Here is a 26,417-nt window from a genome sequence, read left to right as displayed (position 1 = left end):
CCCGCAGGTCACGGGGCCGGCCACGGCGCGAGGGTGTCACAACGACGCGGCCCGCCAAGCCGCCACCCGGACGTCCTCGTGAGGTGAAGCGCCCAGGTCGGCGATGAGCCGCGCCCACGGATCGCTCCAGTCCTGCCGTCGGCCCTCCCGTTCGGCGAGCGCGACGGCGACCAGACCTACCAGACGGCCCGCCTCGCCACGGTCCCGCTGAGCCGGGGCGACGAGGTGACGCAGCAGCACGGCGAGGTGTCGGGGACCCACCCCGTGGACGATCCCGCTCGGGAGCAGGTCCGCGACCGCCGCCTCCGGTGTGGCCGACCGGTCACCGGGGTGGCGGGCGGCCAGGTCGGCCCAGGCTCGGACCCGGGCCTCGAACACCTCCGCTGGCAGGATCCGGTTCCGGTTCCAGGTCAGGGTGGGCAGGTCGGCCAGGCGTAGCAGCAGCGCCTCGGCGCGCAGTCCCGGGTGCGCGGCCAGCCGCTCCACGGCGTGGTCCAGGCCGGGTACGGCGGTGTACGGGTCGTCCCGTCCCCGGATCCGCTCGGCGAGTATCCGGGCGGTGGCGACCGCCCTGTGCGGCAGGGAGGGGCGACGATCGGTCTCCGGTCCTCGGACGGGGACCTCCCGGCCGACAGGCGGGCACAGGTCCGCCAGTTCCGCCACGACGGCGGGCAGCCGCTTCCGGTAACGGTCTTCCCGGAGCAGCCCCTCGAAGAGGCGCAGCACACGTTGGTCGGACCGGGAGAGGTCCTTCAGGTCCTCGATGAGGGTCTCGGCGAGGGCCTCGTCCCACAGCGCCCAACCCGAGATCCGGGCGCACACGTCGACGCTCTCGTCGATGGCGGGGTCGCCGCTCTCGGGAAGGGACACCATGAACCGGGCCACCCTGGCGCGCAGGTCCGGACGTACGTCCAAGGGCGGGTGCGCCAGCAGGGTGGACCTGGCCACGGGGTCGTCGAAGGTAGCGACGCGTTCCTCCAGTGCGGGCAGGACCCCCGGGTGGTCGCTTCCGGCGATGAGCGCCTCCAGTACGGCCGCGCGCACGTCACGGTGCGGATTCTCCTGATCGAGCAGGTCCACGAGGAGTTCCAGGCCACCGGTCGGCCGCACCAGGCCCAGGATCCGAGCGGCGGTCTTGCGCACGCTCACCTTGCCCGGTCGGGCCAGGACCTCGCCCAGGCTCGCCACCAGGGTGGAGGACCGGACCCGCCGAGCGCAGGAGCCGAGCACCGCCACGACCGCACGGGAGGAGGTGCCCTCGTCGACGTGCTCCAACAGCACCCCGAGCGCGCGTTCGGGGTCATCGGAACGCGCCGTCCGGATCAGCGCGGGCTCCTTCGTCCATGCGCCCGCCTCGACCCAGGGCAGCAGGTGGTCCATGGCGCCGGGCAAGGCGCTCAGTCCGTCGAGCGCCCGCGCGGGGATCAGGTCGTGGTCCACCATGTCCTCGACCACGCCCCGCAGGTACTCGGCCGCGTGGGCGTGTTCGACCGACGTCCAGGTCCGGATCAGGTCACGGTGGATCTCGACGATCCGGTGGGGCGGCCGTCCACCGCCCGTCCTCAGGCGAGCGGCCTCCCTCAGTGCCTCGACCACCAGGTCGGAACGCAGCCGGGCCAGGCGTTCCCAGACCGGCTCGATCAGGACGGTGGCGGGAGCGGCACGGAACAGCCGTTCGGCGCGCTCTCCCGGACGGGTGCCGCGCAGGTGGAGCACCGCCGCCTCATACGCCCTGGCGACGGGTGGGTCCGCGACCACGACCTCGCGCAGGTCGTGGTCGAGCAACGGTGGGATCCCGTACAGGTGATGCCCCAGGGCGCGGGCCAGGACCAGGGTGCCGTCATGGTCTCCCCGGGCCCGAGCACGGTCCAGCGCGGGCGCGAGCCGGTCGTACAGGTCCCGCGCCCGATCAGGGGTGAGCACCTCGGCGAGGGTCCACCTCCGACCCAACGTGGGCCGACGATGCCAGCGCTCGTAGGCGCCTCTTCCGTACCCGGTGACACCGTCCCCGCCGTGGCGTTCGATCAGCCGCGCGAGGACGGTGAGCGCCCATTCGGTCAGATCGGTCCGGTCCCGGGCCAGGGGGTGGCGCAGGACCCGCAGCGCAAGGTGGCCCAAGGCCCAGCGGGTGGCGTGGGTGGTGTCGGGCGCGGCGAGGTCGTCGTCGAGCAGGCGGTACAGGTCGGGCAGGGTTTCGGGGGCCATCACGGTCGGGGGCAGCACCCCCAGCGCCAGGGGCAGGGAGCGTCGTACCTGGTCGCGGTCGGCGGCGGACCGCGCCGTTCGGGTGGTGAGCACCCGGGCCAAGGCGCCGGCCCCATCGCGTCCGGCGGCCACGACCAGCCAGTACAGGGCGTGTTCGCGGCGGTCCGGGTCCGGATCTCCGGCCGCCTGGGACAGGGCGGGTTCGGCCTCCTCGAAGGGCAGGTGGGCGAGGGCTTCCACGTCCCGGTGGGTGTGGTCGGGGTGCACGGCCCGGAAGCTCTCCAGGTAATCCAGGATCCGCCTGGCCTCGGTCACCGTCCGGTCCGCCGGCAACAGGCCGAGGTAGGGGAGCAGGGTGGCGCGTTCCCCGCCGCCCTCGGCGACGAACCGGTCGATGATCGGCGCCCGGTCCACGTAACGCATGACCCGCAGGATCGGCAGGGCCCGGGGGCCGGCGTCGTGCATGGTCTTGATCAGACCGCCCACGTCGCGACGGTCACGCGCGTACGCCGGGTAACGGGCCGGGTAGTGCAGCGCGTCACCTTCCGCGTGCAGGAGCCGGTGGGCCTGGACGTAGTGGGTGGAGGGGGCGTTCGGTTCGAGGCGCTCGCGCAGGAACGGAACGAGGAGTTCGGGGCTCGTCTTGGCGAGGGCTTCGGCCACGCGGTACCAGGGGTGGGCCCAGATCAGTCCCGTGATCGGGGACGTGTCCTTCTCACGTTCCAGTCGTCTCAGCAACGGGTCCGGATGGCGTCGGGCGAACCGGGACCAGCCTTCGACCCGGTGGGCCAGTTCGTCCAGGTGCGCGTCCACCGTCGGGGTGGAACAGGCGGGTAGCAGCGAGGCGGCCTCGCGCTCACCGTGGCGTTCTCGGACCAAGGGCAGGATCCGGTCGGCGACCGTGGTCCGGTGGTCCCGGTACAGGACGACGTAGAGAGTGCGGCGCAGCCGGTGGGAGGCGTCGTCCAGCAGTGCCTCGAAGGTCTGATCCGGCAGAGCCATCCCCGGTGTCCGGCACAGTACGGAGCGGCGCAGGTCTTGGTCCGCACCGTTCAGGTAGCGCGTGATGAGGGCGGGGTCGCGCGCGGCCAAGGCCAGGTGCGCGCCCAGAGCCGGCTCGTCCAGAGCGTCGAGACCGGACACGGTCTCGGCCAACAGTGGACCGTGTCGGTGTTGCCGGGCGTAGAGAGCGAGCCGACGCATGCGCTCGCTCCCGGTGAGGGGAACGACGTCGGCCAGGAGACGCCGGGCGGGGCCGTTCTCGGGGATGTCCTCGGGCATGGCGATCACCTTGGCAGTGCCACGACACCGGTCGCAAGGAGGTTTCGCGGCGCCGGGACCGGGTTCAGCCCTCGGTGGGCTTCTCCAGGTCCGCGCGTGCTCGGGTGAGGGCCTCGGGTGTGTCCACGTCGAAGGCGTCCGGGGCTCCGGGCAGCGGAACGTGCGCGGGTTCCAGGGGACCGAGCAGTCCATAGAGCGATCGCCGTGTGTAGGCGGCCAGGGCCTCGCGCAGGACGTCGGTGCGCCACAGGCCGGTGAGCCACTGTTCGCGTCCCGAGGCGTCCACCAGCACGGCACCGTTCGTGGAGGTCGCGGCACGCGCCAGGGCGGCGAGGTGGTCGGGGCGCAGGTAGGGCAGGTCCGCGGCGAGCAGCGCGCACCAGGGGGCGCGCACGGTAGACAGACCGGCACGCAGGGCGGGCACCGGGCCGGCGCCCGGCGGGTCCTCGCGGACGTAGGCGGCCCGTGGCCGGTCCCGTTCGGGTCCGACCACGGTGACGCCGGCGTCGGGGTCGTGCGCGCGCACGGTGGCGGCGACGTGTTCCAACAGGGTGCGTCCGGCGATGGTCAGGCCGGGTTTGTCGAGCCCGCCCATGCGGGTCGCCGCTCCCCCGGCCAGGATCACCGCGTCCAGGTACTCGCTCACGTCCCCAGCATGCCCTACGGTTCAGCCCTTGACGCAGACGACCTGGCGCAGGTGGGCGGCCACCTGGACGAGGTCGGTCTGGGCCTCGATCACCGATTCGAGGTCCTTGTAGGCGGCGGGGATCTCGTCCACGACGCCCCGGTCCTTGCGGCACTCCACGCCCTTGGTCTGTTCGGCCAGGTCGGCCTCGGTGAAGGTCTTGCGCGCCTTGTTGCGGCTCATCCGACGCCCCGCCCCGTGGGAGGCGGAGTTGAACGAGGCCGGGTTGCCCAGCCCCTTCACGATGTAGGTCCCGGTCGCCATGCTGCCCGGGATGATGCCGAACTCGCCCGAACCGGCGCGGATGGCGCCCTTTCGGGTGACGAGCACGTCCACCCCGTCGTAGGTCTCCTCGGCCACGTAGTTGTGGTGGCAGGAGATCCACTGCTCGAAGGTGGTGCCGGGGACCTGGTCGGCCAGGACCCGGCAGGCCAGGCCCATCATGACGTCGCGGTTCCGACGCGCGTAGTCCTGGGCCCAGAACAGGTCGCGCCGGTAGGCGTCCATCTCCGGGGTCCCGGACAGGAACACCGCCAGGTCCCGGTCGGGCAGGTCCTGGTTGTGCGGCAGTGTCTGGGCCCGGCCGATGTGGTGGTCGGCGAGTTCCTTGCCGATGTTGCGCGACCCCGAGTGCAGGACCAGCCACACGGTCTGGTCGTCGTCCAGACACACTTCGAGGAAGTGGTTGCCGCCGCCCAGGGTGCCCATCTGACGGCGGGCGCGCTCGCTGCGGGGGTGGACGGCCTCGGCCAGGTCGTCGAATCCGGCCCAGAAGGTGTCCCAGCCGGAGCTGCGCAGGCCGGGAACGCGGGCGGGGTCGACGGGCTCGTCGTGGGCGTGGAAACCGACCGGGATGGTCGCCTCCAGCGCCGAGCGCAGGGGACGCAGGTTGTCGGGCAGGCGCCCGGCCCTCAGGCCGGTGCGCACCGCGGTCATGCCGCAGCCGATGTCGACGCCGACCGCGGCGGGGCTGACGGCGTCGCGCATCGCGATCACCGAACCCACCGTGGCGCCCTTGCCGTAGTGGACGTCGGGCATGACGGCCAGGCCGTGGGTCCAGGGCATGCGGGTGACGTTGCGCAGCTGCTCCATGGCGGCGGACTCGACCCCGTTCGGGTCGGCCCACATACGGATCGGCACTCGTTCGCCGGGAACCTCGGTGTAGGACATGGGGCCACCTCCCTCTCGTGTCGGCCCCGGAGGCGCCGGTCGGCGCCCCCGGGACATCAAGTCAGAACGGGAGGTCGCGGGCAACCGAATATTCGCGGTCGCCGGTCGGGGCGGGCGGGTCAGCCGCCGATCGCGGACATCGGGCGGGCCGGTTGCAGGAAGCTGGGGTCGTTGATGCCGTGACCGGGCAGCTTGCTCGCCACGGCGGCCTTCCAGCGTTGGGCGATCTCGTCGTCGGTGGCGCCCTCGCGCAGGGGCGTGCGCAGGTCCGACTCCTCGCGGGCGAACAGGCAGTTGCGGATCTGGCCGTCGGCGGTCAGTCGCACCCGGTCACAGGCCCCGCAGAAGGGTCGGGTCACCGATCCGATGACGCCGACGGTGGCGGTGCGACCATCGGGGAAGTTCGCACCTCGTACGTGGAACAGCTCGGCCGGGGCGCTGCCCCGGGTGTCGGCGTCGGCGGCTTCGAGGTCGAACTCGGCCTCCAGCCGCTGAAGGATCTCGTCGGCGGTGATCATGTTGTCGCGCCGCCAGCCGTGTTGGGCGTCCAGCGGCATCTGCTCGATGAAGCGCAGTTCGTAGCCGCGTTCGATGCAAAAACGCAGCAGGGCGGGCGCTTCGTGGTCGTTGATGTCGCGCATGAGCACGGTGTTGACCTTGACGGGGGTGAGGCCGGCGTCCGCGGCGGCGGCCATCCCCTCCAGGACGTCGTCCAGGCGACGACGTCGGGCGAGCTTCTCGAACACGACGGGGTCGAGGGTGTCGAGGGAGACGTTGACCCGGTCCAGCCCGGCCTCGGCGAGCGCGGGGGCCATCCGGGCGAGCCCGATGCCGTTGGTGGTCAGGGCGGTGCGCGGGCGGGGCTCGTGATCGGTGGTGCCGGCGACGATGCCGGGCAGGCCGCGCCGCAGCAGGGGCTCGCCACCGGTGAAACGGACCTCGTCGATGCCCAGACGAGTGGTCCCGATACGGACCAGTCGCAGGAGTTCCTCGTCGGTGAGCAGTTCCGGTTTGGGCAGCCACTCCAGGCCCTCAGGAGGCATGCAGTAGGTGCATCTGAGGTTGCAGCGGTCGGTGAGCGAGACCCTGAGGTCGGTCGCCACGCGCCCATAGGAGTCGGACAGCACAGGCGGTCACCCTCTCCAGTCTGAATTGCCGAGTAGGCGGTACGCCAATTTGCACCCACCCGAGGGATACCCACTCAACAGCGTAGAAGATCCACTTTCACGGTGAGTAGTCTCAATCGCGCCTTTTGCCGCATTTCGTCGGTGACCACCAGGATCTCCGCCCACGTGTGGACCTTCACCCCAAGGAACAACGCGAATCGTTGTCCGAACGTTTCCGAAGAACCGCTTCATGTGTCCTCTCGGCGGCCGGACCGGCACCACGGGTGATGACATCGCCGTACCCGATGCCCCATGCTCTACCGAGGACGACGGTTCGATCGTCCCAGAGCCGCACGGCGACAAGGAGGCAGGACACGGTGATCAGTACACGCGAGTGGGCCCTGGCGGGCGGGCCCGACGGTTCGGCGAAGCTGGCGGCACGGGCCTGGGCGCCCACGACGGGTGAACCCACCTGGCTGGCCGTCCTGGTGCACGGCTACGGCGAACACCTGGGCCGCTACGACCAGGTCGCCGAGGACCTGTGCGCGGCCGGCGCGGTGGTCTACGGCGCCGACCACCGCGGACACGGACGGTCCTCCGGCGAGCGCGTCCTGATCGACGACTACGCCGGTGTGGTGGAGGACGTCCACCGCGTCGTCACCCAGGCGCGCACCGCCTACCGCACGATCCCCTTGGTGCTGATCGGCCACTCCATGGGCGGCATGATCGCCGCCCGCTACGCCCAGGTGTACCCCGAGTCGTTGCAGGCACTGGTGCTGTCCGGGCCGGTCCTGGGCCGTTGGACCGCGGCCGAACGGCTCGCCGCCGCCACGGAGATCCCCGACGACCCCATCGACCCCTCCGTCCTGTCCCGCGACCCCGAGGTGGGGCGGGCCTACCTGGCCGACGAACTGGTCTGGCATGGTCCGTTCAAGCGCACCACGGTCGAGGCGCTGCTCACCGAACTGGAGCGCGGCAACGCGTCCGGGACCGTGGGTTCGCTGCCCATGCTGTGGGTGCACGGCAGCGAGGACGCGCTGGTCCCCGTCTCCGACACTCGGGTGGGGATCGAAAGGCTCGCCGGTGAGGACTTCACCGCGCGGATCTTCCCCGGCGCCCGGCACGAGGTGTTCAACGAGACCGACCGCGACGAGGTCCTGGCCGAGGTGATCCGCTTCGCCCACCGCTTCACGAACTGATCCCACAACGAGGAGCCGAGGCGCATGACCATCCCACCGCCGACGTCGGAGTCCGGACGGCACGACGAATCGTACGGCCGCTCGATGCCCTCGCTCACACCACCGCCCTCGGAGGTGGCGACCTCGCGGGAGGTCGTGCGCGCTCTGCTGCGCGAGCAGCACCCGGACCTGGCCGATCGCGAGATCACCGACCCTGTCGAGGGCTTCGACATGGCCGTGTTCCGACTCGGTGAGGACCTCGCGGTCCGACTACCGCGTCACCGGGAAGCGATCGCCTCGTTGGCGGTGGAGGTCCGGTGGGTGAGGGAACTGAGCGAAGGGTGGACCTTCCCCACGCAGCGGATCGTGCGAACGGGTGTCCCGGGTGAGGAGTTCCCCTGGAATTGGGCCGTCACGTCCTGGCTTCCCGGCCGGAACGCGGCACGACACCCCCTGGAGGCGTCGGCGGCGCCGGACCTGGGTCGGGCCCTGGCCGAGATCCACCGGCCCGCGCCCGCCGACGCCCCGTTCGATGTCGAGCAGAGCATTCGGCTCGCCGAGCGGGATCCCGTGCTCCGAAGGTTTTTGCGGACCCTGCCCTCGGTGGGGGCGGGGCGGGGACCGATGGTGGACCCGGGCGCCGTGGAGGAACTGTGGGGGCGGGCGCTCGCGGTGCCCGACGACGCCCCGCGGGTCTGGATCCACGCCGACCTGCACCCGTTCAACGTGATCTCCGACGAGGGCCGGTTCGGCGGCATCATCGACTGGTCCGACATCGCGCGAGGGGACCCCGCGGTGGACCTGGGTTTCCTGTGGTTGCTGCTGCGGCGCGACGCCGTGGGCGAGGCCTACCGGGCCTACGGCGGCCTCGACGAGGCCACGGAGGCACGGGCGAGGGGGATCGGGTTGGTGAAGGCGATCACGCTCGCCGCGGTACCGAAGGCCGAGGTCGCACGGGTCGGGTGGCGGGCGCTGACGGAACTGGGTGTGGCGGTTCACGATGGGGACGGTGCCCGGCAAGGGTCCGGTCCCTGACCGATCCGACCTTTTGAAGGGCCGGCCCTCACACGTACAGGCGACCGCGCGGCTGGGCGGGGTGGGCCAGGATCTCGGCGTAGGCGGCGGCCAGGCGGTCCACCGCGTCGACCATGACCTCAGGCGGGCGGGTGTAGGCCAGGCGCAGGTACCGCTCCAGGGTCCCGTCCGCGCCGAAGACCGGCCCGGCCGCCGGGTGGACCCCGTGCCGGATCGCGGTGGTGGACAGTGCGCTCGCCACCGGCTGTGGCAGCGTCGCCCACAGCACGAGTCCTCCCCCGGGCACGCTCGGCCGCCAGTCGGGCAGCCGCTCGCGCAGGGCGCGCAGGAGGGCGTCCCGGTTGCGGCGCAACTCCCGACTGCGTTCGGCGCGGATGCGCAACACGTCCGCGAGCAGGTGGGTGGCGGTGAGCTGGTCGTGCACCGAACCGGCCAGGTCGAAGCGTTGGCGCACCTGCATCAGCCGGGTCACCATCGGTGGAGTGGCGCGCACCCAGCCCACCCGCAGCCCACCCCAGAACAGTTTGGCCACCGACCCCACGGTCAGCACCCGCCCGTCGATGTCGTGGGCGGCCACCGGGGCGGGCAGGTCACCGGAGTCGATGGCCAGTTCCGCGGCGGACTCGTCGACGATGAGGTGGGTGTTGGCGCGACGCGCCTCCCGGACCAGGACGCCTCGTTCGTCGTCGTCCATCAGCGCGCCGGTGGGGTTGTGGAAGTCGGCGACCGTGTACGCCACGGCCGGTTTCCACTGGCGGAACGCGTCCACCAGGTACTCCATGTCCCATCCCTGCGGGGTCACCCCCGTGGTGCGGATGCGCGCCCCGTTGCGGCGTGCGGCGTCCGGCCCATGCGGGTAGGTGGGCGACTCCAGCAGCACCTGGTCGCCCTCCTGGACCAGTAGGTCCATGGCCAGGGTGATGCCCTGTTGGGCGCCGTTGGTGACGAAGATCTGTTCGGGTGTGGTGGGCAGTCCGCGCTCGACGTAGCGACGGGCGATGGCGTGGCGTAGTTCGGGCAACCCATAGGGGTAGTAGCCCATGCCGGCGACGTGCGCGGCGAGCTGTTCCGAGGCGTGGAAGGAGGCCTCGCGCAGTCCCGCCACGGCGGGCGGGGCGGCCACCCCGAGGTCGATGTGCTCGGTGGCCGGCGCGAACGTGGAGGGTTCGTGGCTTCCGGAGTCGGGCAGGACCGTCCAGCTTCCGGCGCCCTGCCTGCTGTCGAGGTAGCCGTTGTCGCGCAGCCAGGCGTAGGCGGCGGTGACGGTGTTGCGGCTCAGCCCCAGGGCGGTGGCCAGGTCGCGTTCGGCCGGCAGGCGGGTGTGGGTGGGCACACGACCGTCCAGGACCAGGCCACTGATGGCGTGGGCGATGGCAAGGTAGTAGGGGCGTTCGACGGGCGCCTCGCCGATGAGACGGGCGAGCAGACGCCCGTTGATCCGTCGGGTTCCGCCTCCGGTTCCGGGACGGTCGCTGCGCGGTTTTACCAAAGGGGTCCACCTCGGTGGGTCTGAATCAGACCACTTGTCCTGATTGGCTCTTCATTTCCGGGATTTCTTGGTCCACGATACCGATGTGGCTCCCCCTGGTTGATTGTCATCCAATGACAGGATGACTTGCTTGAGATGACTTTGAAAGGAAGGCCGTGTCCAGTACGGTCCGCACCCTGGCGTCCAGGATCCTGATCACCCCCGCGCTGCCGCGTCCGCGTCTGCGCCGCCTGGTCCAGCTCTACCTGGGCCTGTACCTGTTCGGGCTCAGCGGAGCCATGCTGATCCGCTCCGACCTGGGCGCCACGCCCTGGGACGTGCTGCACCAGGGCCTGTCCCTGCAGACGGGGCTGACGATCGGCACCTGGAGCGTGATCATCGGCGCGCTGTTGATGCTGCTGTGGATCCCGCTGCGCCAGAAGGCCGGGGTCGGCACGCTGAGCAACGTGGTCGTGATCGGGCTTTCCACGGACCTGTCCCTGTGGCTGCTGCCCACCACCGACCTCATGTTCTGGCGGGTGACGCTCCTGGTGGGGGGCGTACTGGTGTGCGCGGTGGGGACCGGCTGCTACATCGGGGTGGGACTGGGGCCCGGGCCCCGGGACGGACTCATGACCGGGTTGGCCGCGCGCGGGCTCTCCGTTCGCCTGGCCCGCACACTCATCGAACTGACCGTGGCGCTGGCCGGTTTCCTGCTGGGCGGCACCGTGGGGATCGGCACAGTGGTGTTCATGGTGGCCATCGGCCCACTGGCACAGGTGTTCCTGCCGATGATGCGAATGCCGGAGCCGACCTCCCACGGCGAGGGGAATCCGGAGCAGACACCTCGATGATCACCACGACATAACTTCTCCACGGAAAAACTCCCCATTCCACCTCATACTTCCGCGCACCGGCATATGCACGTGCACCCAAGGGTGGCGACGACCCCGTGGAGCGTGGAAGATGGGGATCGCGGTAAACGGCGAGGGTCGGGATCGACACTTTCTCCCACCGTTCTTTTCGGCTGCCCTCACTTGGGCACATAACCGGGTGAGGCGGCGACGGACGACCGGGGGAACTGTGGCCCGAACAGCGCCCCGACCCATGGAGAGGTCGGGCGACGAAACCCCGAGGGGGCGTGCGCACGGACGTGCGCACCGCGATTCGCGACGGCGCGATGCCCCTCGTTCGGTCGGGGACATCAGCGCCTACCGCATACTCGTGACGACGTGATGGGGGTGTGCCGCGTGCCCGGCCGGATTGAAGACTACGCAGTGATCGGCGACATGCAGACAGCCGTGCTGGTCGGTCGCGACGGTTCCATCGACTGGGCCTGTCTGCCCGACTTCGACTCCTCCGCCTGCTTCGCCGCCCTGTTGGGCGACGAACAGAACGGCCTGTGGAGCCTGCGCCCCACCGGTGGCACCACCCACGCCGACCGGCGCCGCTACCGGGGCGGCACCCTCATCCTCGAACAGGAATGGGACACCGAGACCGGCACGGTACGGGTCATCGACTTCATGCCACCGCGCGGCGGCGCCCCGCACATCGTGCGAATCGTGGAGGGTGTGCGCGGCACGGTGGAGATGAGCACGGCGATGCGCATCCGCTTCGACTACGGGCACGTCGTCCCCTGGGTGCACCGGACCGGCTCCGAACTGGTCGCCATCGCCGGCCCCGACGCCGTCTGGCTCAGCAGCCCCGTCCACCTCAAGGGGCACAACTTCACCCACGACGCCACCTTCACCGTCAACGAGGGCCAGCGGATCCCCTTCGTGATGACCTGGCACCCCTCCCAGGTCGAGGAGTCCGACCACCTGGACGCCGAGAAGGCGCTCTCGCGCACCGAGCGCTTCTGGGAACAGTGGGTCAGCCAGTGCAGGTACGAGGGCCCCTACCGGGAGGCGGTGGTGCGTTCCCTCATCGTGCTCAAGGCCCTCACCTACCAGCCCACTGGCGGTATCGTCGCCGCGCCCACCACCTCCCTGCCCGAGGACATCGGCGGGGTCCGCAACTGGGACTACCGGTACTGCTGGCTGCGCGACGCCACCATCACGTTGGAAGCCCTCATCCGTTCCGGGTACAAGGACGAGGCGCAGGCCTGGCGCGAGTGGCTGGTCCGCGCGGTCGCGGGCGAACCCCAGCTGATGCAGATCATGTACGGCATCCGGGGCGAACGACGGCTCACCGAGTGGGAGGCCGACTGGCTGCCGGGCTATGAGGATTCCAGCCCGGTACGGATCGGCAACGCCGCCGTGGGCCAGTACCAGCTCGACGTGTACGGCGAGGTCATGGACGTGCTGCACCTGGCCAGACGATCCGGGATCCGTGGCGGCGACCACCTGTGGGGGTTGCAGAGGTCCCTGGTCAACTACCTGGAGTGGTGCTGGGACGAACCCGACGAGGGCCTGTGGGAGGTACGTGGACCACGGCAGCACTTCGTGCACTCCAAGGTGATGGCGTGGGTGGCGGCCGACCGCGCCGTGCGCAGCATCGAGGAGTTCGGCAAGGAAGGGCCCATCGAACGATGGACGGCGCTGCGCGACACCATCCACGCCGAGGTGTGCGAATACGGCTACGACCCGCAGCGCAACACCTTCACCCAGTACTACGGCAGCAAGGAGCTGGACGCCGCCCTGCTGCTCATCCCCGAGGTCGGGTTCCTGCCCTACGACGACCCCCGGGTCATCGGCACCATCGACGCGGTCCGAAAGGACCTGATGGTGGACGGGTTCGTGCTGCGTTACCGCACCGACCTGGAGGACTCCGCCGACCAACTGCCCGGTGACGAGGGCGCCTTCCTGGCGTGCAGCTTCTGGATGGCCAACGCGCTGCTGTCCATCGGCCGCCAGGACGAGGCCAGGCAGTTGTTCGAGCGGTTGCTGTCCTTGCGCAACGACGTGGGTCTGCTGGCCGAGGAGTGGGACCCGCGCTCGGGGCGGCAGGTCGGCAACTTCCCACAGGCCTTCAGCCACGTGCCGTTGGTGACCACGGCGCTGAACCTGGAGGACCGCCAGGGCGGCTGGCGCGCGGAGTAGCGATCTCGGCGGAACGGAACGCCCTCGTACGCTCGGCGCGCGGGTGCGTTCGTCGTCGGTCCGACGTGCGAGTCGGGCCTCAGGTGCCCGCGGACACCTCGAACACCGTATCGGGAGCGGTTGTACGCTTACGCCCCGTAGGCCATCGTGACCGCCATCGGTCAGGGGCGAGGGTTTTTCAGTCCGATCGCAGGGGGTCACGCGTGCCTGAGGAGAGGGTCCTGGGCGGCCGATACCGCCTTCTGTCCAAGCTGGGCGCGGGCGGGATGGGCCAGGTCTGGCAGGCCGTGGACGAGTTGTTGGATCGACCGGTCGCGGTGAAGCTGATCCAGCCCGGACGCGCGGACTCCGACGAGGTCGCGGCCCGATTCCGCCGCGAGGCACGGCTGACCGCACGCCTGGCGGGACATCCCAACGTGGTGATCCTGCACGACTTCGGTCACGACGCCGGGGGCGTGGTGTTCACGGTGATGGAACTGGTGCCGGGACGTCCGTTGTCGGAGATGATCAAGGACAACGGCCCGATGCCGATCGACCTGACGGCGTCGCTGGTGTCGCAGGCCGCGGCGGGGTTGAGCGCGGCGCACGCCGCCGGGATCGTCCACCGGGACGTCAAACCGGGCAACCTCATGGTGATCGAGGACGGCCCCGACGGGCCCGGGCTGAAGGTACTGGACTTCGGTATCGCGGCGGTGGTCGCGGCGACCCAGAACGACCGCATCACCCGGACGGGACAGGTGATCGGTACCCCGCTGTACATGCCCCCCGAGCAGGTGCGCGGGGACCGTGTGGACCGGGCCGGGGACCTGTATTCGCTGGGCGCCATCCTGTACCAGATGCTGACCGGTGAGCCCCCGTTCCACAGTGACCGCCCGCTCACGGTGCTGCGCATGCACCTGAACCAGAAGCCCCGGCGACCCTGCGCGCTGCGCCCGGAGATCCCGCCGGCGCTGTCCGAACTGGTGACGCAGATGCTCGCCAAGAAGCCCGAGCAACGCCCGGCCGGGGCCGAGGAGGTGCGTGACCGTCTGGCCCCGCACCTGCCGTACCGGTCCACTCCGATCCCGGTCACCAAGCCGGCGCCCACCCCGCCCCGCGCACAGCAGGGACAACAGCCGGAGATCAGCGGCGACGCGCACCCGATCCGGCTCACGGAGTTGGTGGACGCCGCCAGGGACCGTGTCGACGAGGGCGACTTCGACACCGCCGCCGAGGAGCTGCGCACCCTGATCCCGCTGCTGCGGGCGGTGTACGGGGCCGACCACCCGGACACGCTGCGCGCCCGCCGTCGGGAGGCGTACGCCACCGGCAAGGGCGGCGACCACGGCGAGGCGGTCACCGGGTTCGAGACGCTCCTGCCCGACCTGATCCGGGTCTACGGGACGCGCCACCCCGAGACCCTGGCGGCCCGCTACTACCTGGCCACCAACGCGGGCCGGGCGGGCGACCACGTCCTGGCCGCCCGCACCCTGGAAGCGCTCCTACCCGACCTGGTCGCGGTCGGTGGACCCGACTCGACCAAGGTGCTCACCGCACGCCTGTACCTGGGGTTCGAGGTGGGCGAGGCCGGCGAGTCGGGCCGCGCGGTGGACCTGCTCGGCACGCTGATCCCGGACCTTGCCCGACTGCGCGGCGCGGACGCCCCGGTGACCCTGCGCGCCCGCCACTACCGCGCCGCCTACCTGGGCTACGACGGCCGCCCGGCGGAGGCGGTGCGCGAGTACGAGGCGCTGCTCGCCGACCACGTCCGCGTCCACGGGGAAGAGGCCGAGAGCACTCGTGGCATTCGCACCCACCTCACCCTCTGGCGCGCCCACACCCCCTGATCCTTCGAGGCCCCAAGGGTTCCGTGGCGATCGTGCGAAAACCACCATCGATCGGCGGAATCGGACGCGGGTGTCGGTGGTGGGCACTAGTGTTCTGGCCATGTCATCCAGGGACCTGAACGAGATCATGGACAGCGGCTGGGCGAAGGCGCTGGAGCCGGTCGCCCCACAGATCGCCGCGATGGGCGACTTCCTCCGTCAGGAAGTGGCCGCCGGGCGCACCTATCTGCCCGCGGGCGACCACGTCCTACGCGCCTTCCAACAGCCCTTCGACGAGGTACGCGTCCTCATCGTGGGTCAGGATCCCTATCCGACCCCGGGCAACGCCGTGGGGCTCAGTTTCTCCGTCGCCCCCGACGTGCGTCTGCCCGCGAGCCTGCGCAACATCTACAAGGAGATGGGCGAGGACCTCGGCGTGCCGATGCCCTCCAACGGCGACCTCACCCCCTGGACCGAGCAAGGCGTCCTGCTGCTCAACCGTGTGCTCAGCGTGGCTCCGGGCAACCCCGGTTCGCACCGAGGCAAGGGCTGGGAGGCCGTCACCGAACAGGCCATCCGCGCCCTGGCCGACCGCGGCCGGCCGCTCGTGGCCATCCTGTGGGGACGCGACGCCCGAAACCTGCGGCCACTGATGCCCGGGGTCCCCTGCGTGGAGTCCGCCCACCCCAGCCCGATGTCGGCGCGCAACGGTTTCTTCGGTTCCAGGCCGTTCAGCAGGACCAACGCGTTGTTGGCCGAACAAGGCGCCGAACCGGTGAACTGGCGGCTGCCCTAGGCACTCCCATCCCCTGGGAGCCCTCACGCAAATTCCACCCTCGAACACGAACCAGCCCACGGACTCGGTGCCTCCCCCGGCGCCGGGTCCGCCGCGTTCCACCCCCTCGAACCCGGAAAGGCCACCCCCGGCTATGGCGAGAAGACTCGGCTACGAAGACGCGCTTCGGACCCTCGGCGAGAACGACTCCGAGGTCCTGGACCTGGCGGAGAAACTCGCCGACGGCGGGTTGGGGCTGATAGGCGTCCCGGACCTGTTCGGGGTGCGCGGCGCGCTGGTGGGCAAGGGACGCAAGGCTCTGGAGGGCATCCGAGACAAGCTCAAGGGCCAGAGCCGGATGTCGCGAACGGAGAAGATCTCGGCCGCCTACCAGGTCCTGGTGATCACCTCGTTCTTCGAAGGGGCCGAGGAGGCCTTCGAGGAGGTCGGCCTGCCGTTCGGGATCGACGAACTGGAGATCACCGCCGAGGAGCAGTACACGCTGTTGGGGCGGCACCTGAGCCAGGGCACCCGCGTCCTGTTCCCCTTCACCCACTCGGGGTCGGGCCGCGCGGGGATCGACTGGCCGCTGGAGCGGACCGGCGCCACGGGCGACTTCACGTCCTTCGTGTTCGGACTCGCCGTGGCCGAACGGAACGGGTTCACCCCGGATCACCCACTGAAGGAGAGGTTCCAACGGTCCCTGGCCCGCCATGCCTCGGCCCGGTTCAAGGAGGGGATCCTGCGGTTGGGGGCCGACATCCCCGAGTTCGCCATGTGGCTGCACACGTCCGAACGCGAACGCGACCGGAGGGAGATCGGCACCGGCCTGGCCGACCTGCACGAACAGCTGACCCGGATCGGTTCGGACCGCCCCGTCTCGCGGCGTCGACGGGAGCTCTCCGCCTCCTACCAGGCGGTGCTCAACCGTCCCGTGCTCCGGTCGGACGAGGTCCCCTCCGGGCTTTCCCTGCCCTCGCTACGCGAGGCCTACATCCCCCCGCGCGGGCGCATCACCCTGATCAACAGCGGCAGCTCCCCCGCCCTCGACCGCTGGTGGCGGGAGTTCCCCGTCCAGGACGACCTCCAGACCCTGGTGGCCTCGTTGATCACGCATCCGCGCGCCACCGAGTACCCGGTGGTGGTCCTGGGGCATCCGGGCGCGGGCAAGTCCAAGTTCACCGAGATGCTCGCCGCCCAGCTACCCCCCGAGGACTTCCTGCCCATCCGGGTGGAGCTGCGCTCGGTCAGCCCGAACGCGCCCCTGCACACCCAGATCGAGGAAGGGCTCAACGCCGACCTGCACACCTCGATCTCCTGGCGGGACCTGGCCGACGACGCCGACGGCGCCCTGCCGGTGATCATCCTGGACGGGTTCGACGAACTCCTCCAGGCCACCGGCGTGGACCGCTCCGACTACCTGGAACGCGTCCAGGAGTTCCAGCAACAACAGGAGGCACTGGGGCAACCGGTGGTCGTGATGGTCACCAGCCGCACCCTGGTGACCGAACGGACCCGGTTTCCGTCACTGACCACGGTCATCAGGTTGGAGCCCTTCGACGACGGCCAGATCGAACAGCTCTTGCGGGTGTGGAACCAGGCCAACGCCGAGGCGTTCGAGCGCAAGGGCCTGCTGCCGTTGGAGGCCCGGTCCCTTCTCCACTACCGAGAGCTGGCGGAACAGCCGCTGTTGATGTTGATGCTGCTCATCTACGACGCGCACGGCAACGCGCTGCGCCGGGACTCGGAGACGCTCTCCCACGGCGAGCTGTACGAACGCCTGTTGACGATGTTCGCCAAACGCGAGGTGGAAAAGCACCGCGCCCGCCTGGGCGGACGGGCCCGCGAGGAGGCGGTGGAGGACGAGCTACGCCGTCTGGAGGTCGTCGCGATGGCGATGTTCGCCCGCGGCCTGCAGAGCGTGCGCGCCGAGGAGTTGGAATACGACCTGTCCGTTCTGATGCCCGAGGCGGCCGAACGCCCCGAGGACACGGGCCTGCACGGCACCATCGCCCCCGCCCACCAGGTGCTGGGCCGGTTCTTCTTCGTCCACGAGGACCGCGCCCAAACCGCGGAGGGCACCAGCAGCGCCTTCGAGTTCCTGCACGCGACCTTCGGCGAGTACCTGGTGGCCCGCCTGGTGGTGGCGGTACTGGAGGAACTCGCCGAGGATCGGAGCCGGGCCACGCGCCGACGGAACCGGGCGTCCCGGTTGGACGACGGCGAGCTCTACGCCCTGTCCTCCTTCGCCGCCTTCGCCGGACGGGACAAGGTGGTGTCCTTCCTGGACGAGATGCTCCAAGCCCGTGTGCGGGAGGATCCCGGGCTCGGAGACGACCTGCGGGAGCTGTTGATCGACCTGTTCCGCGAGGCACCCTTCCCCGCCCCCAACCGTTCCTTCGCCGAGTACGAACCCAAGCGGCTGCCGATCGCCACCCGGGAGGCGTGCTACACGGCGAACCTGATCACCCTGTTGGTTCTGCTCACCGAGGAGCCGGTTCCGCTGACGGAGCTCTACCACGACGTGCCGGACCCACGCCAGACCTGGCGCCGCATGGTGGGTCTGTGGCGTCTACTGCCCGCCTCACAGTGGTTCGGGATCCTGGAGACGGTGCGGGTCCGACACCTGGGGTTCTGGGAGAGCCAGGACCCCGTCTCGGTCCTGGAACGCGAGAGGGGCGGCCCGGTCAACCTCGGCGAGTGCACGGGTTTCGAACTGCGCCACGAAGCCCACGCGGCCCCGTCCTACATCAATCCGTACGAGATCGAGATCCCGGCGGGAACGGTCGCGCACCGATTCCTGCGTTCCCTGACGCTGCGGGTCAACGGAACCGGTTCCCGGTTGGCGCTGACCCTCTCCCCCTACTTGAAGCACGTCTCCCACGAACTGGGGAGATTCGTGGCCAAGGACCCCGGGGAGGAGGGGGTCTGGGAGGTGGCCCACGACGTGTTGCGGCTGCGCCTGGAGCCGCTCGACGGTCTTTCCGCGGAGCAGGTCGACGAACGGCTCACCCGCTATCGGCGGTTGCTCGCCTTCGACGCCGGCGGGGTCACCCTGACCGTCCTGCGACAGGCCTTGGAGGACCTGCGTTCCTGGCCCGAGCCCCGGCACGGTGAACAGCGCCAGACCCTGGCCCGGATGGCCCAGGACGCCCTCCGGGAGGCGGGGAACCGCTCCGCCGAGACACCGGAGGTCATGGAGTCGCTCCGTCGACTGCGCGGTGAGATCTTCAGGTTCCTGGAGAGGGACGCGGAGCGGGACGGATTCGACGCGCCGAGCCCCGCCCCACCCGCCGCGGGGACCTTCCGGTACCCGCCACTGCCCCCGGTGTCGTACCCGTCTTCCCCGGTATCGCAGGAACCCGCGGAGGACGCCGACGTTTCCGGTGCGTGGTGGGGTTCCTCCGGATGGTGAGGAGTTCGTTCGACGGACCGGCGCTCCGTGGTCAGCGCACCTGGCCCGCCAGGGCCCTTTTGACCAGGGCGGGGACGACCCGGCCGATGGGGTCGTGCAGCACGGCGCCGGCGTAGTCGTCGTAGGGGGTCGGTTCGGCGTTGATGACGCACAGGGCGGAGCGGGACATCATGGCGACGTCGCACAGCCCCGCGACCGGGTGCACGGTCAGGGACGTACCGATGGCCAAGAACACGTCGGAGTCGCGGGCGGCCTCGGCGGCGCTCTCGATGACCTCGGGGTTCAATCGCTGGCCGAAGGAGATGGTGTCGGACTTTTGGATCCCTCCGCACTCCACACATCGGGGATCGGACTCCTCGTCCAGGCGGGCGAGCACGGCGGGGCTGGGGGTGCGCAGCCCGCATTCCATGCACATCACCCGGAGCATCGTGCCGTGCACCTCGATGACCTGCTCGTCGGGGACCCCCGCGCGCTGGTGCAGGCCGTCGATGTTCTGGGTGATGAGGGCGCGCAACCTGCCCGACGCGGACAGGTCGGCCAGGGCGCGGTGCGCGTCGTTGGGTTCGGCCTTCCACACGCTGTGGGCGCGGCGCGACGACCAGACCTCACGGCGCACGTCGATGTCGCCCATGTAGCAGTCGATGTCCGACAACGCCTGGGCGTCGGGATCGTTGGTCCACAACCCCTGGGGACCGCGGTAGTCGGGGATTCCGGAGTCGGTGGACACCCCCGCGCCGGTCAGGACGGTGATGCGTCGCGCGGACGCGAGGAGTTCGGCGGCGTGCTCGAACCCCTCGGGGTCGGCGAAGCTCGCGGTGTCGTCGGTCATCGAGGCCATACTCCATTCTTACAGCGCCCGTGATCCCCCTTCCGCACGGCCCGCCACGAGTCGCGGGCCCGGGCGGAAGCCGACGTCGTACTCTCGGGTACGTGTGGGGCGGGTGGTCGCATTGCCCCACCGATGCGCACGAGGGGGGCAAAGGGTGCCAAAATGCACACAATCATGAAGCAGTCCTACATTCTCGTGGTCAACGGGACCAAGGTCCAACGCCCGGTGTTCGTACTGGGCGCCCCTCACTCCGGGGTTCCGCTGATCGCCCGTGCCCTGTCCCGCGCGCCCGGCTTCCACGTGGGAGCCGGTTCCTCCGGGGTGCTCAACACCGTGTACGCGGTGGCCAGACGCCCCTCCCTCGCCTCGGAGAAGGCCTCGGCGACCGCGAGCCTGTTCCGGGAGGCCTACGCGGAGGCCTGGCAGCTCACCCCCCTGACCTGCCCGAAGTGTCCGGGCCCGTATGCCCGGGTGCCCGCGAACACGGCCTCCGAGCCGTGTGAGCACAGCTCCAGGGTGCGCCGTTACGGCGACGCCAGCCCCGACCTGCTCTACAGCGCCGGCGCCCTGCACGCGGCCTTCTCCGACGCCCTGTTCGTGCAGATCATCCGCGATGGCCGTGACGTCGTCGCGGACATGTTGGAGGACGAGCTGTCGTTGGCCTGGCTCAAGCCCAGTTTCATGAAGTTGGAGCACGAGTTCCCCAACCACTTCTTCGGGTTGGACGAGGAGTCGGACCTGGAGCGGTTCACCGAGGGATCGACGGCGACCAAGTGCGCGATGCGGTGGCGGGGCGCGTTGCGCATGTCCGCCGGGTTGCGCCGGGAGATCGGCCCAGACCAACTGTTGACTTTGCGGTACGAGGACGTGCGCGGCGGCGAGGTGCAGACCGCCGAGAAGCTGAGGGAGTTCACCGGGGCGCGGGTGTCGGCCGGCGAGCTGCTGAGCGACGACTCGGGGGTGGGCTCGTGGAAGGAGCGGTTGTCCCGCCGGGACCACGGTGACGTGCACGAGGTGGCCCGCAACGAGCTGTCCCGTCTGGGTTACCTCTGATCGGGGCCGTCCGCCCCATGTGCGCGGAGCAGGATCCGGGCGGCCTCCTTCGCGGTGGGCGCGGCGTCGGCGATCCCGGTGACGTTGCGGGCGACCACCGCTCCTTCGTGGAGCATGACGAGGGTGTCGGCCAAGGCGTCGGGCTCTCCGGCTCCGGTCCGCGCGACCAGGGTCCGGTACAGGTCCCGCAGCCAGTGCTTCTGCTCTTGGGCCACGGCGCGACCGGGGTGTTCGGGGTCGGAGAGTTCGGCGTAGGCGTTGACCATGGCGCAGCCGCGCTCGTTCTCCCGGTCCATCCACTCGTCCAAGGCGGCGAAGGTGGCGACGATCCGGTCGATGGGCGGATCGTGCGCCTCCACCCGTGAGGTGAGGAAGTCGCGCCACCGTAGGTCGCGGGCGCGCAGGTAGGCGACGACCAGGCGCTGCTTGGAGCCGAAGCGGTCGTAGATGGTCTTCTTGGTGACCCCGGCCTCCTCGGCGATCAGTTCCATGCCCACGACGTTGACGCCCCGGCTGTAGAAGAGCTCGGAGGCGACCTCCAGGACCCGACGGGCGGCGGGTGTGAGCGGGCGCTGTTCGATGGTGTGCATGACGTCTCCCTGATCGGGTCCGGCGACTACATGGCGAGTATACCGACCGGTGTGTTTACCTCCATGGCATGAGTCTCTCCACTACCGCGCCCCGCGTCCCTTCCCGCCGTACCGACCTGGTCACACCGCTGCTCGCGGTGGGGTTGGTGGTGATGTGGAGCTCGGGTTTCGTCGGAGCCGAGCTCGGCACCCGGTACGCGTCCTCCACGACCCTGCTGGCCTGGCGGTTCCTCCTGGTGGCCGCGGCGTTGGTCGCCTGGTGCCTGTGGCGGGGCTCGCGCGTGCGCCGTCGCGACCTGGCCCTGCACGCCCTCGTCGGGCTACTCGCGCAGGCCGGTTTCCTGTACGGCGTGGTGGCCGCCGCCGAACACGGGGTGTCGGCCGGTACGAGCGCGTTGGTCGCCGCGCTGCAACCGATGGTGGCCACGGCCCTGGCCATCCCCCTGTTGGGCGAATCGGTGCGCGGCCGGCAGGTCCTGGGGCTGGCCGTGGGACTGGGCGGCGTGGGGTTGGCGGTGGGCTCCGACCTGTTGGGCGCGCAAGCCGCCCCCTGGTGGGCCTACCTGTTGCCGTTGGGGGCGATGCTGTCGTTGGTGACGGCCACCCTCGTGGAGCGTCGGACCCGGCCCGGCGGGAACCTGATCGAGGCGTTGGCCGTGCAGTGCACGGTGAGCGCGGTGCTGTTCATGGGTCTGGCCTCGGTCACCGGAACCCTCGCCCCACCCATGGAACCGGGGTTCTGGGCGGCGGTGCTCTGGGTGGTGGTGCTGTCCACCCTGGGCGGGTACGGGTTGTACTGGGTCAACCTGGCGCGCACCGGCGTGGCCCGGGTCTCGGCGCTGCTCTACCTCACCCCGCCCACCACGATGTTGTGGACCTGGTGGATGTTCGGCGACCCCGTGGGCCCCGGCGCCCTGGCCGGCCTGGGCGTGTGCCTGATGGCGGTATGGCTGGTGCGATCGGGTACGGCTACGATGAGTGCATGATCTCTACTGTGCTGTCCGTCCTGGCCCTGATCGTCGTGGTCGGGATCTTCCTCTCGATCTTCGTCGGTGGCGCCGTATACGTCGCGCGGACTCGTCGCAACGGAACCGAGGCCATGCTGGCCGGCGCCCGCAAGGTGCGCGAGCTGCGCTGACCTCGACCCCCTCAGCTCTCCAGGGTCTCGGGGTCGGGACCGAAGCGACGCCCCTCGTCGAGTCCCTCGATGCGTTCCATCGCCTCCCGCGACAACTCGAAGTCGAACACCTCGAAGTTGGAGCGGATGCGCTCGGGCGTGACCGACTTGGGGATGACCACGTTGCCCAGTTGGATGTGCCACCGCAGCAGGATCTGCGCGGTGGTCCGTCCCAGTTCCCGGGCGATCTCCACGATGAGCGGATGGTCCAACAACCGTCCCGAGCCCAAGGGACTCCACGCCTCGGTGACGATGTTGTGCTCGTCGTCGAAGGCGCGCAGTTCGGCCTGGGCCAGTAGCGGGTGCAACTCGATCTGGTTGACCATGGGGGCGATCCCGCCCTCCCTCAGGACACGTTCCAGGTGTGGGCGGTTGAAATTGCACACCCCGATCGAACGTGCCCGGCCCTCGGAGTAGAGGCGTTCCAGCGCCTTCCACGTGGACACGTACCGGTCGTGCCCGGGTTGTGGCCAGTGCACGAGGTAGAGATCGACCACGTCCGTCCCCAGACGTTCGGCGCTGGCGTCGAAGGCGCGCAGGGTGGGGTCGTAGCCGTGGTCGGGGTTGGCGACCTTGGTGGTGACGAAGACGTCGTCCCGCGCCAGCCCGGAACGGCGCAGTGCCTCCCCCACACCGGCCTCGTTGCCGTAGGAGGCCGCGGTGTCGATACTGCGGTACCCGACGGCCAAGGCTTCCATGACCGCCGCGGTCACGGCGTCGTCGGGTACCTGCCACACGCCGAAGCCCATTTGTGGCATGCGAAGCCCGTTGTTCAGTGTGATGGCGGGAACCGTCATCGTCCTCATCCCCCGTCGGTCCGACCGGCCGATCGCCGTGTACGTCGTCCTTCTTGCTCCCCTATTCGTGGTCTGTTCGACCACTGTGCGCATACTGCCACGTCGGCGCTGGTGCGGACCTGAGGCTGCGCCGCTGTCGGCCGGGCTTTTCACCCGGATGTCCGAACCCGGCCACGCCCGCGCGGGGGGCGATAGTCTGCCCGCCCGAACCCGGGAGGGGACGAATGGGACAAGAGGACCGGCTTCGGGTCAGCGCGGAACTCGGGCGGGACCGTGGCGCGCTGGTCGAGCGGATCGTCACCGAGGTGTACGCGCAGGTGCCCGCCTACCGGGCGCTGCACACCTCGCAGCTGGCGGAGGTCCGGGCGATCACGTCGTGGTTGGTCACCCGTTCGATGGAGCTGTGGGTGCGCGGCGCGGACCGGCTTGCGGAGGAGGACGTGGAGCGGCTGCGTGGCATCGGGCGGACACGCGCCGCCGACGGCCGGTCCATCGGCGCGGTGGTGCGCGCGCACCGGGTGGGTTCGGCCGCCGCGGTGCGGATCATCCGGGAGCGGGCGGGCGATCGGCTCGACACCGACGACGTGTTCGCTCTGGGCGAACTCTGGTTGACCTCCCTCGACCAGATCTCCGAGAGCCTGTCCCAGGGCCACGTCGAGGCCGCCGACCGTCTCGACGCCGACCGGGAACGGGCCCGCCGCGCCCTGCTCGACGACCTGCTCATCGGCCGCCAGTCCTCCCCCGGCGCGATCCGCGACCGGGCGCGCACGTTGGGCATCGGGCCACCCGACCCGGCGACGTTGGTGGTGGTCGAACCCGACGGGGAGTCGGGCGCGACCGTGGCGACCGGCCTGGACCTGTTGCGGGAGGTGACCGGCGCGGACCCGCTGGTGACCACGCGTTCGGGCCGGGTGGTGGTGCTGGTCGCGGCCCAGGACGCCGCGCGCGTGATCGCCGCGATGGTGGAACGGGGCCTACGGGGATGCGCGTTGGCGCCACGCGCGCTCGGCGACATGTCGGCGGCCTACCGGCTGGCGGACGGCGCCCTGGAGACCGCGCCACCCCACGCCCTGGGCGACGACGGTCTGCTCCGTGAGGCCGACGCCTGTGTGCTCGCCCTGCTCAACGGTGGCGGCGTCGCCCCGGCCACGGTGCGCCGCACGGTCCTGGGCCCACTGCTCAACCTCGAACACCGGCACCTGTTGGAGACGTTGGGCGCCTATTTCCGGTCCGGGGCGGCCACCACCGCCGCCGACGAGCTGCACGTGCACGCCCAGACCCTGCGCTACCGACTGCGTCGGGTCCGTGAACTGACCGGTCATGATCCGCACCGTCCCTGGTCGCGATTCGTGTTGGAGACGGCCTGCGCCATCGCGCCCTGAGCCCGCCGTGCCCTGGCCGGAACCCGGGTGCGGAAGGCGGGACGGATGGGTAGGAACCGTGCGGCAATACCGCCCCCCGTCCGAGGAAGGCCCACGATGACCACCACCCCTCCGCCCCTGCACGGCCCCGAGTTCGAGGCCGACCCGCACCCCGCCTACCGGTGGTTGCGCGAGAACCGGCCGGTACACCGGGTGGACCTGCCCGGCGGCGCGTGGGCGTGGGTGGTGACCCGCTACGGTGACGCCCGCGACGTGCTCGCCGACCCCGAGATGCTCAAGGACCCGTTGGCGGGTGAGCGGACCTGGTTCGAGGCCGGGTTGGGTCTGCCCTACGACCACCGGGACAGCCTGCGGCGCAGCATGGTGAACGTGGACGCCCCCGATCACACCCGGCTGCGTCGGGCGGCGAGCGCCGCCTTCACACCCAGGCGCGTGCGGGCACTGGAGGAGAGCGCCGAACGGGTCACCGCCCGGCTGTTGGACGCGTTGGTCGCCTCCCCCGACCCCGACCTGGTGCGCGACCTGGCCTACCCGCTACCGATCGCGATCATCTGCGACATCCTCGGGGTGCCCGAGGCGGACCGGCCCGAGTTCCACCGTCAGGCCGCGGTGATCGATTCCTCGTCCTACGAAGAGGTCGAGGCGATCGCCGCGACGACCGACTGGTTCGACTCCTACCTGGGGTCGTTGGTGGACGCCCGACTGGCCGAGCCCACCGACGACCTGCTCAACGACCTCGTACAGGCGCACCGCGCCGGGGACCTCACTCGCGACGAGGTGACCTCCACCGCGTTCCTGTTGCTGGTGGCCGGACACGAGACGACCGTGGCGCTGATCGGCAACATGCTGCTGACCCTGTTGCGCCATCCCGACCGGTTGGAACGCGTCCGCGAGGACCGTTCCCTGCTGGACCCGGCGATCGAGGAATCGTTGCGGCTGGAGAGCCCGTTGCAGAACGCGACCTGGCGCTTCCCCGCCCGGCCCACCACCGTGGGCGGGGTGCGCCTGGAGGCGGGCGAACCCGTTCTGGTGTCGCTGTTGGCCGCCGGGCGCGACCCGCAACAGTACGAGGACCCCGACACCTTCGACCTCGAACGTGGCTCCTCCCACCTCGCCTTCGGGCACGGGGCGCACTTTTGCATCGGGGCTCGCCTGGCGCGGATGGAGGCGCGGGTCGCGGTGGGCGCGGTCCTGGACCGTCTGCCCGGGCTACGGCTCTCCGTCCCCGAATCCGAGCTGCGCTGGTGGCCGAGCATGATCATGCACGGGCTGTTCGCGCTGCCGGTGACCTTCGACCCGGGCCGGTAGACCGTGTTCCGGCCGGCCGGGTGAAGTCTTGCCCTGCCATGGGGTGCTGTTTCTCCCGTGACAACGGTCGGTGGCCGAGACTGGCAGGCGGGACGCGTCCAACCGCGTTCCGCCACC

20 protein-coding genes are annotated in these 26,417 nt (G+C 70.5%); 12 read left to right on the top strand and 8 right to left on the bottom strand.

Translation table 11 applies throughout. The features are described from left to right. Nucleotides 1-36 precede the first annotated feature (36 nt). The 4 genes from ABZ717_RS06160 to moaA all read right to left on the bottom strand — a co-directional run bounded on the left by ABZ717_RS06160 (nucleotide 37) and on the right by moaA (nucleotide 6,468). The gene (locus tag ABZ717_RS06160) at nucleotides 37-3,486 is read right to left on the bottom strand and encodes a HEAT repeat domain-containing protein (RefSeq protein WP_358506379.1); all 3,450 of its coding nucleotides are present in this window, start codon (nucleotides 3,484-3,486) and stop codon (nucleotides 37-39) included. Nucleotides 3,487-3,550: 64 nt separating this feature from the next. After that, nucleotides 3,551-4,132 (bottom strand): molybdenum cofactor guanylyltransferase, encoded by a 582-nt coding sequence (locus tag ABZ717_RS06155; protein ID WP_358506376.1) that lies wholly within the window; start codon nucleotides 4,130-4,132, stop codon nucleotides 3,551-3,553. Nucleotides 4,133-4,153: 21 nt separating this feature from the next. Next, a complete protein-coding gene (locus ABZ717_RS06150; protein WP_358506374.1) occupies nucleotides 4,154-5,341 on the bottom strand; it encodes an RtcB family protein in 1,188 nt (395 codons plus the stop codon). Nucleotides 5,342-5,460: 119 nt separating this feature from the next. Beyond that, nucleotides 5,461-6,468, bottom strand: a complete 1,008-nt coding sequence (moaA, locus tag ABZ717_RS06145; protein ID WP_358506371.1) for a GTP 3',8-cyclase MoaA — start codon at nucleotides 6,466-6,468, stop codon at nucleotides 5,461-5,463. Nucleotides 6,469-6,824: 356 nt separating this feature from the next. On the opposite strand from moaA, the gene ABZ717_RS06140 reads away from it, so the two are divergent. Together ABZ717_RS06140 and ABZ717_RS06135 are read left to right on the top strand one after the other, a co-directional pair. Beyond that, a complete protein-coding gene (locus tag ABZ717_RS06140; RefSeq protein WP_358506368.1) occupies nucleotides 6,825-7,646 on the top strand; it encodes a lysophospholipase in 822 nt (273 codons plus the stop codon). 24 nt (nucleotides 7,647-7,670) lie between these two features. Continuing rightward, nucleotides 7,671-8,660 carry an aminoglycoside phosphotransferase family protein gene (locus ABZ717_RS06135; protein ID WP_358506365.1) on the top strand — a complete coding sequence of 330 codons (990 nt, stop codon included), beginning with the start codon at nucleotides 7,671-7,673 and terminating at the stop codon, nucleotides 8,658-8,660. A gap of 28 nt (nucleotides 8,661-8,688) precedes the next feature. Here the strand turns inward: ABZ717_RS06135 and ABZ717_RS06130 are convergent, their stop codons facing one another. Next, nucleotides 8,689-10,149, bottom strand: coding sequence for a PLP-dependent aminotransferase family protein (locus ABZ717_RS06130; protein ID WP_358506363.1), 1,461 nt, complete (start codon nucleotides 10,147-10,149; stop codon nucleotides 8,689-8,691). 155 nt (nucleotides 10,150-10,304) lie between these two features. Between ABZ717_RS06130 and ABZ717_RS06125 the strand changes: the two genes are divergently transcribed. From ABZ717_RS06125 to ABZ717_RS06105, 5 genes are all read left to right on the top strand, one after another. Beyond that, nucleotides 10,305-10,982: a hypothetical protein gene (locus ABZ717_RS06125; protein WP_358506360.1), complete on the top strand. Its 678-nt coding sequence runs from the start codon at nucleotides 10,305-10,307 to the stop codon at nucleotides 10,980-10,982. Nucleotides 10,983-11,363: 381 nt separating this feature from the next. Beyond that, nucleotides 11,364-13,169 carry a glycoside hydrolase family 15 protein gene (locus ABZ717_RS06120; protein WP_358506568.1) on the top strand — a complete coding sequence of 602 codons (1,806 nt, stop codon included), beginning with the start codon at nucleotides 11,364-11,366 and terminating at the stop codon, nucleotides 13,167-13,169. A 203-nt stretch (nucleotides 13,170-13,372) separates the two neighbouring features. Continuing rightward, nucleotides 13,373-14,995: a serine/threonine-protein kinase gene (locus ABZ717_RS06115; protein ID WP_358506357.1), complete on the top strand. Its 1,623-nt coding sequence runs from the start codon at nucleotides 13,373-13,375 to the stop codon at nucleotides 14,993-14,995. Between the two features lie 100 nt (nucleotides 14,996-15,095). Beyond that, the gene (locus ABZ717_RS06110; RefSeq protein WP_358506355.1) at nucleotides 15,096-15,770 is read left to right on the top strand and encodes a uracil-DNA glycosylase; all 675 of its coding nucleotides are present in this window, start codon (nucleotides 15,096-15,098) and stop codon (nucleotides 15,768-15,770) included. 133 nt (nucleotides 15,771-15,903) lie between these two features. Beyond that, the gene (locus ABZ717_RS06105) at nucleotides 15,904-19,164 is read left to right on the top strand and encodes a hypothetical protein (protein ID WP_358506352.1); all 3,261 of its coding nucleotides are present in this window, start codon (nucleotides 15,904-15,906) and stop codon (nucleotides 19,162-19,164) included. Nucleotides 19,165-19,195: 31 nt separating this feature from the next. Here the strand turns inward: ABZ717_RS06105 and ABZ717_RS06100 are convergent, their stop codons facing one another. After that, nucleotides 19,196-20,002 (bottom strand): Sir2 family NAD-dependent protein deacetylase, encoded by an 807-nt coding sequence (locus tag ABZ717_RS06100; protein WP_358506349.1) that lies wholly within the window; start codon nucleotides 20,000-20,002, stop codon nucleotides 19,196-19,198. 165 nt (nucleotides 20,003-20,167) lie between these two features. On the opposite strand from ABZ717_RS06100, the gene ABZ717_RS06095 reads away from it, so the two are divergent. Beyond that, nucleotides 20,168-21,046 carry a sulfotransferase gene (locus ABZ717_RS06095; RefSeq protein WP_358506346.1) on the top strand — a complete coding sequence of 293 codons (879 nt, stop codon included), beginning with the start codon at nucleotides 20,168-20,170 and terminating at the stop codon, nucleotides 21,044-21,046. Here the strand turns inward: ABZ717_RS06095 and ABZ717_RS06090 are convergent. Beyond that, nucleotides 21,037-21,636, bottom strand: coding sequence for a TetR family transcriptional regulator (locus tag ABZ717_RS06090; RefSeq protein ID WP_358506343.1), 600 nt, complete (start codon nucleotides 21,634-21,636; stop codon nucleotides 21,037-21,039). The two genes, ABZ717_RS06095 and ABZ717_RS06090, sit on opposite strands and share 10 nt — an antisense overlap. A gap of 68 nt (nucleotides 21,637-21,704) precedes the next feature. Between ABZ717_RS06090 and ABZ717_RS06085 the strand changes: the two genes are divergently transcribed. After that, on the top strand, nucleotides 21,705-22,622 hold the full coding sequence (locus tag ABZ717_RS06085; RefSeq protein ID WP_358506340.1) for a DMT family transporter: 918 nt from the start codon (nucleotides 21,705-21,707) through the stop codon (nucleotides 22,620-22,622). Continuing rightward, nucleotides 22,619-22,774: a hypothetical protein gene (locus tag ABZ717_RS06080; RefSeq protein ID WP_190318510.1), complete on the top strand. Its 156-nt coding sequence runs from the start codon at nucleotides 22,619-22,621 to the stop codon at nucleotides 22,772-22,774. The genes ABZ717_RS06085 and ABZ717_RS06080 overlap by 4 nt, the downstream gene beginning before the upstream one ends. 11 nt (nucleotides 22,775-22,785) lie before the next feature. On the opposite strand, the gene ABZ717_RS06075 is transcribed toward ABZ717_RS06080, so the two are convergent. After that, nucleotides 22,786-23,610, bottom strand: a complete 825-nt coding sequence (locus tag ABZ717_RS06075; RefSeq protein WP_358506337.1) for an aldo/keto reductase — start codon at nucleotides 23,608-23,610, stop codon at nucleotides 22,786-22,788. Between the two features lie 224 nt (nucleotides 23,611-23,834). Between ABZ717_RS06075 and ABZ717_RS06070 the strand changes: the two genes are divergently transcribed. Together ABZ717_RS06070 and ABZ717_RS06065 are read left to right on the top strand one after the other, a co-directional pair. Continuing rightward, a complete protein-coding gene (locus ABZ717_RS06070; RefSeq protein WP_358506334.1) occupies nucleotides 23,835-24,992 on the top strand; it encodes a helix-turn-helix domain-containing protein in 1,158 nt (385 codons plus the stop codon). A 96-nt stretch (nucleotides 24,993-25,088) separates the two neighbouring features. Continuing rightward, nucleotides 25,089-26,300, top strand: coding sequence for a cytochrome P450 (locus ABZ717_RS06065; protein ID WP_358506331.1), 1,212 nt, complete (start codon nucleotides 25,089-25,091; stop codon nucleotides 26,298-26,300). Nucleotides 26,301-26,417 lie beyond the last annotated feature (117 nt).

The organism is Nocardiopsis sp. NPDC006832 (assembly GCF_040635885.1).
Taxonomy (GTDB): Bacteria; Actinomycetota; Actinomycetes; order Streptosporangiales; family Streptosporangiaceae; genus Nocardiopsis.
Note: the sequence above shows the minus strand (reverse complement) of the source record. Positions and strands in the feature narration are given on the sequence as shown.

Coding starts and splice junctions, on each gene's coding strand:
- ABZ717_RS06070 (WP_358506334.1), top strand. CDS start 23,835: ATGGGACAAGAGGACCGGCTTCGGGTCAGCGCGGAACTCGGGCGGGAC.
- ABZ717_RS06135 (WP_358506365.1), top strand. CDS start 7,671: ATGACCATCCCACCGCCGACGTCGGAGTCCGGACGGCACGACGAATCG.
- ABZ717_RS06120 (WP_358506568.1), top strand. CDS start 11,364: ATGGGGGTGTGCCGCGTGCCCGGCCGGATTGAAGACTACGCAGTGATC.
- ABZ717_RS06150 (WP_358506374.1), bottom strand. CDS start 5,341: ATGTCCTACACCGAGGTTCCCGGCGAACGAGTGCCGATCCGTATGTGG.
- ABZ717_RS06105 (WP_358506352.1), top strand. CDS start 15,904: ATGGCGAGAAGACTCGGCTACGAAGACGCGCTTCGGACCCTCGGCGAG.
- ABZ717_RS06085 (WP_358506340.1), top strand. CDS start 21,705: ATGAGTCTCTCCACTACCGCGCCCCGCGTCCCTTCCCGCCGTACCGAC.
- ABZ717_RS06090 (WP_358506343.1), bottom strand. CDS start 21,636: ATGCACACCATCGAACAGCGCCCGCTCACACCCGCCGCCCGTCGGGTC.
- ABZ717_RS06160 (WP_358506379.1), bottom strand. CDS start 3,486: ATGCCCGAGGACATCCCCGAGAACGGCCCCGCCCGGCGTCTCCTGGCC.
- ABZ717_RS06095 (WP_358506346.1), top strand. CDS start 20,168: ATGAAGCAGTCCTACATTCTCGTGGTCAACGGGACCAAGGTCCAACGC.
- ABZ717_RS06080 (WP_190318510.1), top strand. CDS start 22,619: ATGATCTCTACTGTGCTGTCCGTCCTGGCCCTGATCGTCGTGGTCGGG.
- ABZ717_RS06110 (WP_358506355.1), top strand. CDS start 15,096: ATGTCATCCAGGGACCTGAACGAGATCATGGACAGCGGCTGGGCGAAG.
- ABZ717_RS06075 (WP_358506337.1), bottom strand. CDS start 23,610: ATGACGGTTCCCGCCATCACACTGAACAACGGGCTTCGCATGCCACAA.
- ABZ717_RS06100 (WP_358506349.1), bottom strand. CDS start 20,002: ATGGCCTCGATGACCGACGACACCGCGAGCTTCGCCGACCCCGAGGGG.
- ABZ717_RS06065 (WP_358506331.1), top strand. CDS start 25,089: ATGACCACCACCCCTCCGCCCCTGCACGGCCCCGAGTTCGAGGCCGAC.